Below are 16,054 nucleotides of genomic sequence, written 5' to 3'. Positions count from 1 at the left end.
TTCGCGCCTGCGCGGCTCACGGCACCGCCGTGGAGATCAACTCCCGCCCGGAGCGTGTCGACCCGCCCGATGAGCTGATCACGATGGCCCGCGACCTCGGCTGCCTGTTCGCCATCGACTCCGACGCCCACGCCCCCGGCCAACTCCCGTTCAGCGTGCTCGGTGCGCAGCGCGCAGCGCAGCACCGGATCGCCCCGGACCGCATCGTGACCACCTGGTCGGTGGAGCGAATGTTGGCCTGGACCGGATGAGATTCGCATAATTATGCGGCACTGTTTTCCCGCACCTCCGGAATATCCCGATGTCACCAATCCGAGTGACACCCTTTCGTGACATTCACCCCTTTGTGCGATGGCAGATTATGCACGCGTGAGAATAGCCTCGGGAAGGTCCGTCAATGTCGACCTTCTGGAGAAATCACCTATGCTTTCCACCCGCAATCGCGTCCTGACAGCAGTCCTCGCCGGCGGTGCCGCCGCTACCCTGTTCGCCGTACCCGGCGTGGCGGGGGCCGACGGAACCAAGGGCCCGACGGGCCCCACCCAGCAGTGCAACCAGGAGACTAAGTCCGGCGGACAGGGTGTCACCACCACCAACCACGCGCTGGGCACGGCCGGGCCGACGTCGTTCACACTGTCGTACGACACGCGCAAGCAAGCTGATCGCATCGAGGTCTTCTATGAGGGCAAGCGAATCAAGAACACCGGCCTGGTCGGCGACAACCTCCGGGACCCCAATCGCCGCGGCGAGGGTTCCACGGTGGTGAACGTGCCGCGCGGATCGTCCGAGATCGTCACAGTCACGGTCACCGGCCCCGAAGACGGCACCATCTGGGACTACACCGTCCACTGCCCGAAGTAACCGACGAGCCGGGCCGCAGCACGCTCACCCGCGCGGCCCGACCACCCGGTATCGACCGATCAGGAACGCCCGGTTCTGCGCGGTCTCGAGGAGCTCGAAGTCGAACTGACCCGTGAACAGCGGGCGACCGGCGCCGAGCACCACCGGCGCGTACGAGACGACCATCTCGTCGAGCATCCCCGCCGACGCGAACTGAGCGGCGAGGTGACCGCCGCCGACGACCCAGACCCCCAGGTCGTCGGCGGCCTCCTCGATTCGGGCGCGGTGCTCGGCCGGCGTCCCGGCGATCAGCTCGATGCTCGGATGGACCACCGCGAGGTCGCGGTGGGTGAAGACGAAGGTGCGCTGCTCGGGATACGGCCAGGGGTCGTCGCCCAGGTGTCGGAGCAGCCATTCGTACGTGGTCGACCCCATCACGGTGACGCCGACCGTCGCCATCAGGTCGGCGATGGCGAACGGGCCGTCGTTGTCGATCGGTTGGGTCATCAGCCAGTCGAGCGAATCGTTCGGGTCGGCCAGGAAGCCGTCGAGGGTGGTCGCGGTGTAATAGATGTAGCTGGTCACGGGGTTCCTCCTCCTGTGTGGCGGCGATGCCACATGATCGGGTCGGGGTCGAGTTCCGGTGCGTGGACATCGATGCCCGCATCGCGCAGCATCCAGCGGGCAAGCAGTCGGCGGTGTGCCGAGTAGGTGAGCTCGTGGGCCACGATCTGGCCGAGCAGGAACGATTCCGGTGGATCGCACAGAGCGTCGACCACGCGGTCCGACCACGCTCCCCGGCGCTCGACGTCACGCAGCATCGCCAACCAGCGGGCCGACGTCACGGCATGACGTTCCCGCAATGCGGCGCGATCGTGCACGGGCGTCAGATCGGGCACCTCCTCGCCTGCGATGGTGGCCAGCCAGGGTTCCTTGCTGACGACGAGCTGCCACAGCACCTCGGCCAACGATTCGCTCGGGCCGTCGTATGTCCGCGGCGCGCTGCCGGGCAGCCGCACGCGCGTGTACTCGCTGTCGGAGAGCGGCTCGACGGCGTCGAGGAGGACGGCGATGTCCACGACGTCGTGCCTGGTCATCAGGGGGACCACCGCACCGGCCGGCCCGGCCTCCGAGGTGCCGACTTCCGCTGTCTCGCCCTCGGCGGTCGAATCGACATACAGCACCATCGGCGCGTGGAAGTGGATGCCGTTGGGCGCCGGCAGCCAATGTCCGGCGCGATCGGCGGCCGGAAGCGCCGTCGGCGGATGTCCGAAGGCCCGGGCGAAGGCACGACTGAAGCCCTCCACCGAGTCGTAGCCGTTGGCGAACGCGGCGTCGGTGACGCTGGTGCCGCGTTGCAACTGCCACGCCGAACGTTCCAGCAACACCCGCCTGCGCAGCGCCATCGGCGATTCGCCGCTCCCCCGTCGGACCTGCCGCGCGAAGTGGAATCGCGAGGTGAACACGCCGTCGGCCATCGCGTCCAGGCTGTCGTTGGCGTCGTCGAGGACGGCGTCGAGCAACCGGCGGAGCGGGTCGGAATCAGGCATGCACCGAGTATCCCCGCGACACCGCAATCCGCGCTTGACCGATCTTGCGCTGTCCGTGCGCCCGGACGTCGGCGGCGGGGCGGGGTCAGCGGTCCTTGGTGGCCTTGCGCTCCTGGGCGTTCTGCACCGACCGCAACTGCATCTGCGGATAGAAGCGGAACATCAGCCAGATCAAGGCGAACTCGAACAGGAGGGTGCCGAGCACCACTGTCGCGAACGCGCCCGCACCGAGCGTGTCGACCATGTCGCCGAACGCGTCCGGCCACACCGCCGCCGCCACACCGAGTTGGATCGACTGCACCACCAGGAAGATGCCGAAGCACAGACCGACCAACTGCCACCGCTCCTGTGGTGTCGGAACCCGGCCCTCGTTCTTGACGAACACCGAGATCGGATAGATCGCGGCGATCGCCGGGGCGATCATCAGCACGGCGGTGACGCCGTCGACGAACGATGCGAGCACGAAGTAGACGATGTTCAGCACGATCAATGCCACCAGGTAGCCGACCCCGTACCTCACCCAGTTCACGGTCCCCTCTTTTCGGTCCATTTCCCCTCAGTTCTCGTTCGGATCGCCGCGGCTGAACCAGCCGACCGGCTCTTACAGGTAGATGACGCTGACGGCGATGGCCGCGGCGCAGGCCGCGAAGAACACACCGAGCACGATCGCGTCGAGGCGACCGGGCCGCGACGGGTACGCGGTGAGCCGCCCGGTGCCGCCGCGCGCGGTGATGGCCTCAGCCATCTCCGAACTGCGTCGCATGGCCGACGACATCGCCGCGACGATGATGTCGAGGACCGACAACTCGGCGGACGGATGTCCCGAATCGGCGTTCGACTTGGGACGCAGCCGGTGCGCCGCCCACAGCAGTCGGATCTCCTCCACCAGGAGCGGCAGACCGCGCAGCGCCAACGCGATGGTGACCGCCCACTCGTCGACGGGCAGTCGGAGGATCCGCAGCGGCGACATCAGGCGGGCCAGCGCGGGCGCGAGCTCGGCCATCGGCGTCGTCCAGATCACCAGCACCGACATCGCCAGCACCAGCAGTCCGAGCACCACGCCGCGGAGGGTGGTCACGCCGCCGTCCACGCCGCGCGCGACCGCCGACCACGCGATCGACACCGCCATCAGCGCCCAGAACCACCACGGCGGACGCGGCAGGGCACCCACCGGGATTCTCGCGGCGAGCACGAAGATCAGAACGCACACGGCCACGAACCCGAGGCTCGGCCACGACGGGAGCACCCAGGTCATCAGGCCGAGCGAGAAGATGATGAGCAGTTTGCTGCCGGCCCACAGACGATGGACCGGGGAGTCGCCGGGGATCTCCCGAAGCATGGGCATCTGCATCACAGACCGCCTTCCAGCACGCCGTCGACCAGTTCGATCCGACGGTTGCACACTCGATCCATGGCCTCGAGGTCGTGCGAGATGATGATGATCGTCGCGCCCTTCTGTCGCAGCCCGGCCAGCACCGCGAGGACCTCTTCGCGGGCCTGCGGATCCAGCCCGGCGAGCGGCTCGTCGAGCACCAGCAGCTCGGGTTTGGAGGCGATCAGCGAGGCCAGCACCACGCGGCGCATCTGACCGCCGGACAGCGCGTCGACGCGGCGCGCGGCGATCTCGCGCGGCAATGTCACCAAGTCGAGCACCTGTCCGACCTCGGCAGTCCCGACGTTCAAGCCGCCGACGGCCATGATCTCGTCGGCCACCGTTGTCTTCTGCAACTGCAGGCGGGCGTGCTGGAAGCCGAGTCCGACGTCGCCGACTCGCTCGTAGGTGGGTTCGCCGCCCAGCAGGACGCGACCCGCCGTCGGCTTCACCAGGCCGGCGAGGATCCACGCGAGGGTCGACTTGCCGGAGCCGTTGCCACCGACGATCAGGACCCCGTCGCCGGCATTGACCCGCAGGTTCACCGACTTCAACGCGGTGACCTCCCACGGCGATCCGATCAGGTAGGTGTGCTGCAGGTCTTCGACCACCAGCAGGGCGTCGCCGTTCACGTCGTGATGCTGCGGCAGCGGCCGCGCGATCGCCTCGGGGCGCATCCATCCCGGGTGGTGCGCGACGATGCTGCCGGCCTCCAGGTGGATCACCCGATCCGCGGCGCGCGCCTCACTGTCGCGATGGGTGATCAGGACGACGGTGATGCCGCGACGCCGCGGTAGTTCGGCGAGGATGGCGATCAGGTCGGCGCGCCCCTCGGGATCCACCATCGAGGTCACCTCGTCGGCGATGAGCAGTTGCGGATCGCGAGCGAGCGCCGCGGCCACCGCGAGGCGCTGCTGCTGCCCGCCGGAGAGGTCGGTGGTCTCGCGGTCGCCGAGGCCGGTCAGACCCACCTCGTCGAGGAGTCCGTCGACGTCGACCTCGGTTCCCACCGGCAGCCCCCACACGAGGTCGTCGGCCACGCGCGCGCCGAGCATCTGCGCTTCGGGGCGCTGCAGCACCAACGCGGTGCCGCCCCGGCGACCGAGGCCGGGGGCGCCGGGGCGGTCGATGATGCCGATGGTCGGCTCCACGCCGGCGAGCAGCTTCGACAGCGTCGACTTGCCCGATCCGTTGGCGCCGACGATCGCGACGAACTCTCCGGTGTTCAGGACCAGGTCGAGCCCGTGCAGCACCTGGCGGTCGGAGCCCGGGTAGGTGTAGCCGACTCCGGCCATGCGCAGCGGCAACGGCCCCACCCGACGGTCGCCGTCGGCCACGCTGGCGACCTCGAGGGTGTCTTCCAACGGCACCTCGCGGAGCCGGTCCAGGATCTTGGTAAGGAGCCACGCGGCGATCCAGAGGGTCACCAGGCAGCCGATGGTGCCGGGGATCCACATCCACAGCCACCAGTTGTCGACGACGTTGCGCGAGACGGTGTCGAGAGCGTCGGCGACGAAGTCGAGTTTCACCGCGCGCACGGTCTTCGCGGCGCCGGTGAGCACGTTGTCGAGGATCTCCAGCGCCAGCTTCCGCAGCGGCACCAGCACCCACATCAGCAGCACCGACATGCCCGCGACGATCGGCGCGGCGATCACCGACATCAGGAACATCGCGAACGCACGACCGCCGCGGCGATGCACCTCGCCGACCAGGCCGCCCATCACCGCCGACGCGAGCACCGCAAACGCCGGCCCCAGACCGGAGACGACGAAGGTCACCGCGACCGTCGTGACGATCGCGGCGATCACCGCCCGCAGTCGCGTTCGCGCCGCGAGCAGCGCGATCGGCACCGGCGTCATGAACCCCAGGGCAGCTGCCAGCGGCACCACGGAAACGATGACGGCCGGGACCACGGTGAGCCCGCTGAAGATGGCGATGGCCGCGAACTCACGGGGTCGCAGGCGTCCCGTGGGCGGCGCCGGAGCGTCGATTACTTTCCTGACCACCTGTCCATTGTGCCGGTATCGCCACCCGACACCGATTCACGCGGTGGCCCGACGGCAGGTTTACGGCTACCCGAAGCCGTTCATCTGGGCCCCCGACCTGCTGTTTCGCAGCATTTCCAGGTGTTGCATACGGCACACGAGCCAACCTAGCGTTGCCTTATGTTCGCTGCCCTGATGCTGAGTTTCGGCGTCATCTTCGTCGCTGAGCTGGGTGACAAATCCCAGCTGATGGCCATGACCTACGCCCTCCGCTATCGGTGGTGGGTGGTTCTGAGCGCCATCCTCACCGCCACCGCGCTGGTGCACGCGGCCTCCGTCTTCTTCGGCCACTTCCTCGGCTTGTCGATCCCGACCGATCTGATGGCGATCCTCGCCGGCCTCTCGATGCTCGTGTTCGGCCTGTGGACGCTGCGCGGTGACGAGCTCGACGACGAGGAGGCCTCCCGCGCCAAGCGAGTCGGGGCCTCCGTCTTCCTCGCGGTGATGAGCTCGTTCATGCTCGCCGAGCTCGGCGACAAGACGATGCTCGCCACCATCACCCTCGCCACCAACAACGACTGGATGGGCGTCTGGATCGGCTCGACCATCGGAATGGTGGCCGCCGATGCGCTGGCCGTCGCCGTCGGACGCCTGCTCGGCAAGCACCTTCCGGAGCGGACCATCGCCGTCGGCGCCGCCGTCCTGTTCTTCGTCTTCGCCGCCTGGCTGCTGTTCGAGGGCCTGACCGGTGCCTCGACGCTCGCCCTCGCGCTCACCCTCCCGGCAGCGGTGCTGATCACCGCGATCGGCGTGGTCTGGATCCGGGCCACCCACGCGCGCCGCCGCGCCGAAGCCGCCGCCTTCGTCCCCAGCGACGCAGCCGACGCGACCTCCCCGGCTTCGAGTCCACACCCCTCCCCTGAACGATCGCTCGGTCGGTGACGATTATTGAGTTAGAGTGACCTTCGTTGTGCCCACACGGTGGGCTCGTCTTCTGAAAGGAACTCATCCATGGACGTCACCGGTTCCGCCGTCATCGTCACCGGCGCGGCCTCGGGCCTCGGCGCCGCCACCGCCAAGCGCTTCGCCGCCGACGGTGCCACGGTCTTCGGCATCGATCTTCCCCAGTCGATCGAGAAGGCCGAGGCCGTCGCGAACGTGAACCTCGTCGCCGCCGACGTCACCAGCGAGACCGAGGTTCAGGCCGTCGTCGATCAGATCGTGGCCGCCGAGCTCCCGCTGCGCGTCGCCGTGAACTGCGCCGGCGTCGGCTGGGCGGCGCGAATCCTCGGCAAGGAGGGCCCGCACGACCTCGAGCTGTTCCGCAAAGTCCTCGACATCAACACGGTCGGCACCTTCAACGTGATGCGTCTGGCCGCCAACCGCATGCAGCAGGAGTCGGCCGCCACCGACGACGGCGCGCGCGGCGTCGTCATCAACACCGCCTCGGTGGCCGCCTTCGAGGGCCAGATCGGTCAGATCGCCTACGCCGCCAGCAAGGGCGCCGTGCATGCCATGACCATCTCCGCGGCCCGCGACCTCGCCCGTGTCGGCGTCCGCGTCTGCACCATCGCCCCCGGAACCATTGCCACCCCGATGCTCGCCGGTATCACCGAGGAGTTCAAGAAGACCCTCGAAGCCGGCATCCCGTTCCCGCAGCGTCTCGGCGAGCCCGCCGAGTACGCCGATCTGGCGGCGTTCATCGTGGCACACAACTACCTCAACGGCGAAACCATCCGGATGGACGGCGCGCTGCGCATGGCGCCTCGCTAAGCAGTTTCTCTGAGGTAAGTGAAACTAGGTCGCGAGCAGATCCGCCGCCAGCGGCAGCGTCAACACCTCGTCCGACGCGATCCATTCGCGGAGCACCTTCGTGGCGCGGACGTCGTCCTCGTTGTAATCGAGGAGGCGTTCGCGCTGCGTCAGGTCGAGGTCGGCGCCGTCGAGCGCCACCGCCGCGGCGTACCACTCCATCGAGGCCTCGCCGCCGGCCTCGTCGTCGCGCCAACCGAAGCCCGCGACCGGCGCGATCCGCTTCAATCCCTTGCCCCGGGGGCAGACGAAGTTGTCGCTGACGGCTTCGAAGATGTCGATCCACTCCTTCGACGCGATGAACGCGTCGACGGTCTGCCGGGACGGCACGCCCGGCATGTCGCCGAAGCGGTCCGCACTCCCCCGCAGCCAGCGGTTCTCGGCGTGCTGCGAGTAGCAGTAGGCGGCGAAGGTCTTGCCCGCCGCGTGCGCGGCGTTTCGCTCGGCCATCAGCCAGGCCCAGAACTCGGCGAACGACCGCCCCTCGTCGCGCGAGGGCAACGGATCCCACGTCACGAACGGCCGGTAGATCACCTCCCGGCCGGGGTCGGTGTTGTCGGTCAGCAGCGTGCCCCACATGTACGCGCCGCGCTCGGAGAAGCTCTCCATGTCGACGTCCACCTCGATGTCCGCACGTTGCACCCGCGGGCGGTCGTGCCGACGGACCAGCGGAATCCCACCGACCCAGCACTTGGCGGCGACCACCGTGTCCGAGAACGGGATGGCGCCCACCCATTCCTCGGGTTCCCGGCCGCGATAGTCGGCCAGCTGGTCGATGGTCACGATCCCGGCGTCGCGCAGCACCTGGCCCTGATTGCCCCCGACCACCAGGCTCACGTCGCGCGTCTGCGTGAGCTCGGCTTCGCAGCGCGGCCACCAGTGACAGCTGCGACATTCACTGACCTTGCGCGGACCGGTCTCGACGCGGCCCTCGGCGATCGCCCGACGTCGCTCGAAGGTGTCGTCGTACTCCTGCACGGTCTCTCCGCCGAGCTGCACCTCGACGATGCAGTCGGCGTCCAGCCCGATCAGCCCGCCCAGCGCTTCGGCGCGCGGAGCGTGCAGCCGACCGAGGTCGTCGAGCATCGCGGCGAGCTGCGCCAGCCGCATCACGTCGCGACGTTGACTGCGCAGCGAGCGCGTGGCGTCCGGCGCGGGGTCCCAATCCGACAGCGGGCTGGTCCGCAGCGACGGCGGCTCTCCGTTGCGGGGCTCGGTACCGTTGGTGACGCGGTGGTTGACGATGATGATCGGCACGTAGCCCTCGCCCACCCGCACCAGCGCTTCGGCGTGGCCGCGGCGGCCCCGCTCCACATCGGTCGGCAACGACGCCTGCAGGATCCAGCGCACGCCCGCGTCCATCGCCGCCCGCGTGGCCTCGACCCGCTCGCGGTGCCCGTCCGCCTCCACCAGGACGACGGTGCCCTCACCGCGCTGTGCGTTGGCTTCGTACAGCCTGGCGATCACCTCGCGGCGATGACTCTGAGCAGCTTCGATGCGACGGTTGGCCTCGGCGGTTTCGGTCGTCGACGTCGTCGATTCCGCGGGAGCGAAGTCGAGTGCCAGACGGTGCTCACAGCCGGTCAGGTTCCGCGCGCCGAGAATCGCAGATCCCACGTGACGGGCCTCGACTTTCCCTATCGCCGGCAACGCGGCCACACCGGGCCGAGTTGTTCATTACCCACTGAGACTATGCAAAGCTTGTGACAACTGATCGATGGAGTCGGGTATCCGACGGGAAAGGTCACCATGGGGTTGCTGTCATCCACCAGCGCGAAGCGAGCTGAGCGCAAGGCTGCCGCCAAGATTCGGAAGGCCGAGGAGAAGGCCATCCGGACGCGCGCAAAAGTCCAGGCCGAGGCCGAATCCCGCGAGAGCCGCAAGGCCGCGAAGCGCCAGTTGAAGGACGAGCACAAGTTCACCAAGCGCACGCACAAGCAGGATCGCAAGACTGCCAAGGCCACGGGCAAGGTGCAGCAGAAGGTCGCCGCCGCCGAGGCCAAGACGATTGCCGAGCAGGCCAAGGCCGACGCCGCGAAGGCGTTCTTCACCCCGGCCAAGTTCAAGCGCTACCTGACCGTGGCCCGGATGGTGGCGCCCGTCGTCGTCCCGATCGCTTACCGCGCCGCCGTCAACGCGCGCAGCCAGGTGACGGTCGTCAAGGCGAACCGCGCCGGCGTTCCACCCGCCCTGCTGACCCAGTACGGCGGTCCAAGCGCCACCCTGCGCGCCAGGATCGCGGCATGTCAGGCGACGGCCGCCGAGGTGGCAGGCCTGGAGCAGACCGCTGAGGGCCGCGACTTCGTTGCCGCGATGACCGCGCGCCTGGACAACCTCAAGGTCGCAGCCGACGCCGCCGACACGATGCCGCCGCAACAGCGCAAGAACGCACAGCGCGCCATCGACAACGAACTCACCGCCATCGACAACGACCTACTCGCCCGCTTGAATGTGAATCCGACCACTGTAGGCTGACCGAGTGATCTTGCGCCGAACGCTCGTCCTGCTGTCCTGCATCGTCCTCACCGCGACCGGCCTGGCGGTCGGCGGCGCATCGACAGGTCAGGCACCCGCGGGTGCCGCCCCCCGTTGCGCCGACGTGCACGTGCTGTTCGCCCGCGGCACCGTCGAGACCGCACCGCCGCTGGGCCTGACCGGAATCGCGTTCACCAACGCGGTGCGCGGTCGCCTGCCCGGCAAGTCGGTGCGCGTCGAGGCCGTTCGCTATGCCGCGAGCGCCAACTTCAGCAACAAACTGGCCTTCGCCCATTCGTTCATCCGCGGCGTCGAGTCGGCGCAACGTCGAATGCGGTCCATCGCCGCCGCCTGCCCCGACACCGACATCGTGCTCGGCGGCTACTCGCAGGGTGCGGCACTCGCTCAGTATGCGGTCAGCGCGCAGGTTCAGGTCCCCGAGCGGTACCAGCGGTACCGCTCGTACGTCCCGCGGCCGCTCCCCGCGAGCGTCGCATCGCACGTCGCAGCCGTGGTGCTGTACGCACCGCCGTCGCCGCACTTCATGCGCCAGGCCGGCGCGCCGGCTGTCGTACCGCTGGCCGCGTACCGCGGCAAGACCGTCCGCTACTGCATCCAGGGCGACACCATCTGCAACGGGGCTCGCCTCGGCGGACCGAATGCCCTTCACCTGCTGTACTCGGTGAACGGTATGGCCGATCAGGGGGCGCGGTACGTGGCGCGACGGGTGTAGCGCTCAACTCAACGCGATCAGCGCCAACGGGTCCGCCAAGACCTCGGCCACCGTCGCCAAGAACTTCGAACCCTGCTCGCCGTCCACCAAACGGTGATCGAACGACAGGCTCAGCGTCGTCACCTCGCGCAGCGCGATCTCGCCCTGCCACTCCCAAGGGCGACGGCGGACCGCGCCGAAACAGAGGATCGCGGCCTCGCCCGGATTCAGGATCGGGGTACCCGCGTCGACGCCGAACACACCGACGTTGGTGATGGAGATGGTGCCGCCCACCAGATCGGCGGGCGGGGTGGTACCCGCCTTGGCCAGCGCGGTGAGGTCGCTGAGGCGCTCGGCGAGGTCGCGCAGGCTCAGCTCGTGCGCGTTCTTGATGTTGGGAACCATCAGCCCGCGCGGCGTGGCCGCGGCGATCCCGAGGTTCACATAGCGCTTGGTCACGATCTCCTGCGTGGCGTCGTCCCACGTCGAGTTGAGCGACGGATTGCCGCGCAACGACACCAGCAGCGCTTTCGCGACCAGCGCGAGCGGCGTGATCCGCACGCCGTCGAACCGCTTGTGCTCGGTCAGCTTCGCGACCAGGTCCATCATCGGGGTCACGTCGACGTCGACGAACTCCGTGACGTGCGGCGCAGTGAAGGCACTGCGGACCATCGCGTCAGCGGTGCGGCGTCGCACGCCGCGAATGGGGGTGCGCTCTTCGAGTGCTCCCGACGGCGCGGAGTGAACGGCGTCGGCACCGGCGCCCTCGTGACGCTCCAGATCGTCGCGGGTCACCTGCCCGGACGACCCGGTGGCCGTCACCTCGGTGAGGTCGACGCCCCGCTCGCGGGCGAGCTTGCGGACCGGCGGCGCCGCGAGCGGCTTCACCGACGGCACGGTATCCGAATCCCCAACGTCTGAACCCCCAGCGCCCGAACCTCCAGCGCCCGAATCTGTCGGCGCGGGCGCCGCTGGTTCAGGGGCCGCGACCTTGCGGCGGCGACGGCCGGCGCGCTCCTCGGCCACGCCGTAGCCGACGAGGACCGGGGTGCGACCGGCAGGCTCCTCGCCGGTCTCGGCGCCGTCGGCGACCTCGACATCGATCAGCGGGCTGCCGACGTCGAGGGTCGCCCCCTCGGCAACGTGCAGCTTCACCACCGTGCCCGCGTAGGGCGACGGCAGTTCGACGGATGCCTTGGCGGTCTCGACCTCGGCGATCTCCTGGTTCAGCTCGATCACGTCGCCGACCGCCACCGACCAGGTCACGAGTTCGGCGTCGGTCAGGCCCTCCCCGAGGTCGGGCAGATTGAAGGTCTCGATGACGGGCATGCCGGGTCCTTCCGCGAGTCAGTCGGCGAACGTGCGGTCGACGGCGTCCAGGATGCGGTCGACGTCGGGCAGGAAGTGCTGTTCGAGCTTCGCCGGCGGATAGGGGGTTGCGAACCCGCCGACGCGCTGCACGGGCGCTTCGAGGTGATAGAAGCAGTCGGTCGCCACCCGCGCGGCGATCTCGGCGCCGACCCCCATGAACACCGGGGCCTCGTGCGCGATCACCAGGCGGCCGGTGCGGCGCACCGAGTCGGCGACGGTCTCCATGTCGAGCGGGGCGATGGAGCGCAGGTCCACCACCTCGACGGAGCGGCCCTCCTCCTCGGCCACCGTGGCGGCCTGCAGTCCGGTGGCGACCAGCGGCCCGTACACCAGGAGCGTCACGTCGGTCCCCGGCCGGGTGATTCGCGCCCGGTGCAACGGGTACGCCTCACCGGCGTCGAGGGCGGCGTAGTCGACCTCGCCCTTCTCCCAGTAGCGACGCTTGGGTTCAAAGAACAGCACGGGATCGTCGGAGGCGATGGCCTGCTGGATCATCGTGTACGCGTCGGCGGGATTGCTGCAGCTCACGACGCGCAGCCCGGCGGTCGCGGCGAAGTAGCCCTCGGGCGACTCGGAGTGATGCTCGACGGCCCCGATGCCCCCGCCGAACGGGACGCGAATGGTGATCGGCATCTTCACCGCACCGGCGGTGCGGTAGTGGAGCTTGGCGACCTGCGAGACGATCTGGTCGAAGGCCGGGTAGATGAAGCCGTCGAACTGGATCTCGCAGACCGGCCGGTAGCCGCGGAACGCGAGCCCGACGGCAGTCCCGATGATCCCGGATTCGGCGAGCGGGGTGTCGATGACGCGCCGGTCGCCGAACTCGGCCTGCAGTCCGTCGGTGATGCGGAAGACGCCGCCGAGCTTGCCGATGTCCTCGCCCATCAGGATCACCTTGTCGTCGTCGGCGAGCGCCTTGCGCAGCCCGGCGGTCACGGCCTTCCCGAGCGGGACGCGAGCGGCCGCGGCAGACATCAGGACTCCAGGGCCTCGAGGTAGGCGGCGTACGCGCGACGGTCGGCTTCGATCTGCGCGTGGGGTTCGGCGTACGCGTTGTCGAAGATCGACAGGGCGGGCGGGTCGCCCAGTGCCAGGCAGCCGCGACGCAGTTCGGCCGCGGCCGCGACGGCATGCTCGCTGATCGCCCGGACGTCGTCTTCCGACAGCGCCCCCGCCGACTCCAGGAGCAGTCGAATCCGCTCGATGGGATCCTGACGGATCCACTCGGCGTCGTCGTCGGAGGTGCGGTAGCGGGTGGGGTCGTCGGAGGTGGTGTGCGGGCCACGACGGTAGGTCACGGCCTCGATGAAGGTGGGGCCGCCGCCCTCGCGGGCGAGTTCGAGTGCGGCACGGGTGACGGCGAGGACCGCGAGGACGTCGTTGCCGTCGACGCGGACGGTCGGCATGCCGTAACCGCGGCCGCGATGCGCGATCGGGGTCTTGCTCTGCAGCGTGACGGGCTCGGAGATGGCCCACTGGTTGTTCTGGCAGAAGAAGACGACGGGAGCGGCGAAACTCGCGGCGAATCCCATGGCCTCGGCGACGTCCCCCTGGCTGGTCGCGCCGTCGCCGAAGTAGGTGATGACCGCGGAGGCGGCGCCGTCGAAGGTGATGCCCATGCCGTAACCGGCCGCGTGCAGCGTCTGAGCACCGATGATGATGGCCGGGGTGGCCATGTTGTACCGATTCGGATCCCAGCCGGAGAGCGACGTACCGCGCCAGAAGGGCATGAGCTCGGCGAGCTCCACGCCGCGGCAGTACGCGACGCCGTGCTCGCGATAGCTCGGAAAGACGAAGTCGTCGGCCTCGAGCGCCCGTGCCGATCCGATCTGCGCGGCTTCCTGCCCGAGCAGCGGGGCCCAGAGCCCGAGCTGCCCCTGGCGTTGCAGGGCCGTGGCTTCGGCGTCGAGACGACGCACCACCACCATGTCTTCGTAGAGTTTCCGTAGATCGTCCATGCCGATGTCGTCGACGTAGGTCGAGAAGTCAGGATGGATGTGGCGTTCGCCGGCGATGGTGACCAGCTGGACGATTTCGTCGATGTCAGACACGACTGCCTCCTTGGGACGTCTGCGTGGATCGCACGCTCCGTGTTCCTGTGGTAACCGTCTCAACTCCTGTCAGGGTGCACAAGGTTGTTTCTCTTTCTTGCGCAGTCTGACCAGTTTTCCGACCGCATAACGGGTAATACTGGTCTTTATGGCCAGATTGGATCGGACCGACGCTCGTATTCTGCGAGCCCTATGCGCGTTTCCCCGCGCCACCGGCGTGCAGCTCGCCGGGCTGGTGAACATGGCACGCAACACCGTCCAGGCGCGGCTGGGTCGCTGGGACACCGAGGATCTGCTCGCGCCCTTCGACCGGCGCGTCGATCCTCGCGATCTGGGCTACCCGCTCCGCGCGTACATCGCGGTGGTCGTGGATCAGCATCGCCTGGAGGAAGTGGTCGAATCGCTGGGTGAGATCCCCGAAGTCCTCGAGGTGGTCGGCATCTCCGGCATCGCCGACCTGCAACTCCTGGTGGTCGCCGCCGACGCCGACGACCTCTACCGCATCGCCGGCCAGGTCCTCGGTGTCTCGGGCGTCGATCGCACCACCGTCTCCGTGGTGATGCACGAGGCGATCCCGTATCGCACCCTTCCGCTGATCGACCGCCTCGCCGGCTCTCCGACCACCGACTGACCGGCTCAGCGCTCACCGAACGCGACCCGCCTACCCGGCGATCACCACGACGCCGCCGGTCGGGACTGCCTACCCTCGAAGATGAAGACGCCTCTCGTCACCTCGAACTGCCGAAGGGAATCTCATGAGCACCACCGCGCCCACCGCCTCTCCCGACTACGACACCCTCGTCATCGGTGGCGGCATCGCCGGTGTCTCCGTCGCGTACGAACTCGCCGAACATCAGTCGGTTGCCGTCGTCGAACGTGAGTCGACCCTCGCCTTCCACACCACCGGGCGCTCGGCCGCGACCTTTCTCGAGAGCTACGGGAACGCCGTCGTCCGTGCACTGACCCGCGCCAGCCGCGACTTCTTCGTCGCGCCGCCCGATATCGTCGACGGGCCGCTGGTAGCCGACCTTCCGCTGCTGATCATCGCCGAGGAGTCGGAGGTCGACGGCTTGCTGGCACTGCATCAATCGGTGAACGGCGGCCCGGCCCGCAGTGGAACCATCGAACTGATCGACGGCCCCGACGCACAGGCCTTGAACCCGATGCTGCGCCCGGGCTACACCGACCGGGCAATGGTCGACTTCGGCTCCATGGAGCTCGACGTCCACGGCCTGCACCAGGGCTACCTGCGCGGTCTCCGACGGCGCGGCGGCGCGGTCTTCAAGTCCGCAGGGATCGTCGCAGCTCGACGCGAGCGGTCGCTGTGGATTCTCACCGACGCCACCGGCCAAGAGTTCCGCGCGCGGAACGTCGTCAACGCCGCGGGCGCGTGGTGCGATGAGGTGGCCCGGTTGTTCGGCGCCGCCCCGATCGACATTCGGCCGCTGCGGCGCACCGCGTTCATGGTGTCGGGACCGCGCGAGCGTCCGGCAGGCTTCACCTCGGCGCGCCACACGATGACTCTCTCGGCCAGCGAGGACTTCTACTTCAAACCCGACGGTGCGAGCTTCCTGTGCTCGCCCGCCGACGAGACTCAGCAGGAACCGGCCGACGCCAAGCCCGACGACCTCGAGATCGCGCGCGCCATCGAGCGGCTGAACGAGGCCACGCTGCTACAGGTACGCAGTGTCGCGACGGCGTGGGCGGGCCTACGCAGCTTCACCGCCGATCGCACGCCGGTGGTCGGACCCGACCCGGCGGTCGACGGCTTCTCCTGGTTCGCAGGCCAGGGCGGCTACGGGATTCAGATGGCACCGGCACTGGCGCGTGCGGGAGCCGCCCTCACCCTCGGTGACAGCTTGCCGACCGACCTCACCGATATCGGA

16 protein-coding genes and 1 pseudogene are annotated in these 16,054 nt (G+C 68.8%); 8 read left to right on the top strand and 9 right to left on the bottom strand.

Features of this window, described 5'->3' with window-relative positions:
• Positions 1–251: pseudogene (locus tag GX543_RS13180) on the top strand (PHP domain-containing protein); the annotation flags it as partial.
• A 172-nt stretch (positions 252–423) separates the two neighbouring features.
• Entirely contained in the window at positions 424–861 is a 438-nt protein-coding gene (locus GX543_RS13175; RefSeq protein WP_290852453.1) for a hypothetical protein, read from the top strand.
• A gap of 24 nt (positions 862–885) precedes the next feature.
• On the opposite strand, the gene GX543_RS13170 is transcribed toward GX543_RS13175, so the two are convergent.
• The 5 genes from GX543_RS13170 to GX543_RS13150 all read right to left on the bottom strand — a co-directional run bounded on the left by GX543_RS13170 (position 886) and on the right by GX543_RS13150 (position 5,768).
• Positions 886–1,425, bottom strand: a complete 540-nt coding sequence (locus GX543_RS13170) for a dihydrofolate reductase family protein (RefSeq protein ID WP_290852452.1) — start codon at positions 1,423–1,425, stop codon at positions 886–888.
• Positions 1,422–2,390: a helix-turn-helix domain-containing protein gene (locus GX543_RS13165; protein ID WP_290852450.1), complete on the bottom strand. Its 969-nt coding sequence runs from the start codon at positions 2,388–2,390 to the stop codon at positions 1,422–1,424. Before GX543_RS13165 ends, GX543_RS13170 begins: the two co-directional genes overlap by 4 nt.
• A gap of 85 nt (positions 2,391–2,475) precedes the next feature.
• Positions 2,476–2,919 carry an ABZJ_00895 family protein gene (locus tag GX543_RS13160; RefSeq protein WP_290852449.1) on the bottom strand — a complete coding sequence of 148 codons (444 nt, stop codon included), beginning with the start codon at positions 2,917–2,919 and terminating at the stop codon, positions 2,476–2,478.
• 72 nt (positions 2,920–2,991) lie between these two features.
• Positions 2,992–3,741: an energy-coupling factor transporter transmembrane protein EcfT gene (locus GX543_RS13155; protein ID WP_290852447.1), complete on the bottom strand. Its 750-nt coding sequence runs from the start codon at positions 3,739–3,741 to the stop codon at positions 2,992–2,994.
• Positions 3,741–5,768: a DUF2232 domain-containing protein gene (locus GX543_RS13150; RefSeq protein WP_290852445.1), complete on the bottom strand. Its 2,028-nt coding sequence runs from the start codon at positions 5,766–5,768 to the stop codon at positions 3,741–3,743. Before GX543_RS13150 ends, GX543_RS13155 begins: the two co-directional genes overlap by 1 nt.
• 159 nt (positions 5,769–5,927) lie before the next feature.
• Between GX543_RS13150 and GX543_RS13145 the strand changes: the two genes are divergently transcribed.
• Positions 5,928–6,689: a TMEM165/GDT1 family protein gene (locus tag GX543_RS13145; protein ID WP_290852443.1), complete on the top strand. Its 762-nt coding sequence runs from the start codon at positions 5,928–5,930 to the stop codon at positions 6,687–6,689.
• Positions 6,690–6,758: 69 nt separating this feature from the next.
• Positions 6,759–7,520 (top strand): SDR family NAD(P)-dependent oxidoreductase, encoded by a 762-nt coding sequence (locus GX543_RS13140; RefSeq protein WP_290852442.1) that lies wholly within the window; start codon positions 6,759–6,761, stop codon positions 7,518–7,520.
• Positions 7,521–7,544: 24 nt separating this feature from the next.
• Here the strand turns inward: GX543_RS13140 and GX543_RS13135 are convergent, their stop codons facing one another.
• Entirely contained in the window at positions 7,545–9,176 is a 1,632-nt protein-coding gene (locus GX543_RS13135; protein ID WP_290852441.1) for a TM0106 family RecB-like putative nuclease, read from the bottom strand.
• A gap of 132 nt (positions 9,177–9,308) precedes the next feature.
• Here GX543_RS13135 and GX543_RS13130 point away from each other — a divergent pair, with 132 nt between their 5' ends.
• Both GX543_RS13130 and GX543_RS13125 read left to right on the top strand, forming a co-directional pair.
• On the top strand, positions 9,309–10,034 hold the full coding sequence (locus tag GX543_RS13130) for a DUF6474 family protein (RefSeq protein ID WP_290852440.1): 726 nt from the start codon (positions 9,309–9,311) through the stop codon (positions 10,032–10,034).
• A gap of 4 nt (positions 10,035–10,038) precedes the next feature.
• Positions 10,039–10,767 carry a cutinase family protein gene (locus GX543_RS13125; RefSeq protein WP_366929078.1) on the top strand — a complete coding sequence of 243 codons (729 nt, stop codon included), beginning with the start codon at positions 10,039–10,041 and terminating at the stop codon, positions 10,765–10,767.
• 3 nt (positions 10,768–10,770) lie between these two features.
• On the opposite strand, the gene GX543_RS13120 is transcribed toward GX543_RS13125, so the two are convergent.
• From GX543_RS13120 to pdhA, 3 genes are read right to left on the bottom strand one after another with little or no spacing between them, the layout of a single operon-like run.
• Positions 10,771–12,075 (bottom strand): dihydrolipoamide acetyltransferase family protein, encoded by a 1,305-nt coding sequence (locus GX543_RS13120; RefSeq protein ID WP_290852438.1) that lies wholly within the window; start codon positions 12,073–12,075, stop codon positions 10,771–10,773.
• An 18-nt stretch (positions 12,076–12,093) separates the two neighbouring features.
• A complete protein-coding gene (locus GX543_RS13115) occupies positions 12,094–13,092 on the bottom strand; it encodes an alpha-ketoacid dehydrogenase subunit beta (protein ID WP_290852436.1) in 999 nt (332 codons plus the stop codon).
• Positions 13,092–14,168, bottom strand: coding sequence for a pyruvate dehydrogenase (acetyl-transferring) E1 component subunit alpha (gene pdhA / locus GX543_RS13110; protein ID WP_290852434.1), 1,077 nt, complete (start codon positions 14,166–14,168; stop codon positions 13,092–13,094). Before pdhA ends, GX543_RS13115 begins: the two co-directional genes overlap by 1 nt.
• A gap of 148 nt (positions 14,169–14,316) precedes the next feature.
• Between pdhA and GX543_RS13105 the strand changes: the two genes are divergently transcribed.
• Both GX543_RS13105 and GX543_RS13100 read left to right on the top strand, forming a co-directional pair.
• Entirely contained in the window at positions 14,317–14,799 is a 483-nt protein-coding gene (locus tag GX543_RS13105; RefSeq protein WP_290852432.1) for an Lrp/AsnC family transcriptional regulator, read from the top strand.
• Positions 14,800–14,923: 124 nt separating this feature from the next.
• Positions 14,924–16,054, top strand: a 1,131-nt coding sequence (locus GX543_RS13100) for an FAD-dependent oxidoreductase (protein ID WP_290852431.1), incomplete at its 3' end; no start/stop codon positions are given.

It is taken from the genome of Gordonia sp. (in: high G+C Gram-positive bacteria), from assembly GCF_012515855.1.
GTDB lineage: Bacteria > Actinomycetota > Actinomycetes > Mycobacteriales > Mycobacteriaceae > Gordonia.
This window is presented reverse-complemented; position numbering and strand designations above follow the sequence as displayed.

Bases quoted from the DNA above. Each gene is read 5' to 3' on its own strand.
- GX543_RS13175 (WP_290852453.1), top strand. From the start codon at position 424: ATGCTTTCCACCCGCAATCGCGTCCTGACAGCAGTCCTCGCCGGCGGT.
- GX543_RS13165 (WP_290852450.1), bottom strand. From the start codon at position 2,390: ATGCCTGATTCCGACCCGCTCCGCCGGTTGCTCGACGCCGTCCTCGAC.
- GX543_RS13155 (WP_290852447.1), bottom strand. From the start codon at position 3,741: ATGCAGATGCCCATGCTTCGGGAGATCCCCGGCGACTCCCCGGTCCAT.
- GX543_RS13145 (WP_290852443.1), top strand. From the start codon at position 5,928: ATGTTCGCTGCCCTGATGCTGAGTTTCGGCGTCATCTTCGTCGCTGAG.
- GX543_RS13140 (WP_290852442.1), top strand. From the start codon at position 6,759: ATGGACGTCACCGGTTCCGCCGTCATCGTCACCGGCGCGGCCTCGGGC.
- GX543_RS13130 (WP_290852440.1), top strand. From the start codon at position 9,309: ATGGGGTTGCTGTCATCCACCAGCGCGAAGCGAGCTGAGCGCAAGGCT.
- GX543_RS13120 (WP_290852438.1), bottom strand. From the start codon at position 12,075: ATGCCCGTCATCGAGACCTTCAATCTGCCCGACCTCGGGGAGGGCCTG.
- GX543_RS13115 (WP_290852436.1), bottom strand. From the start codon at position 13,092: ATGTCTGCCGCGGCCGCTCGCGTCCCGCTCGGGAAGGCCGTGACCGCC.
- GX543_RS13105 (WP_290852432.1), top strand. From the start codon at position 14,317: ATGGCCAGATTGGATCGGACCGACGCTCGTATTCTGCGAGCCCTATGC.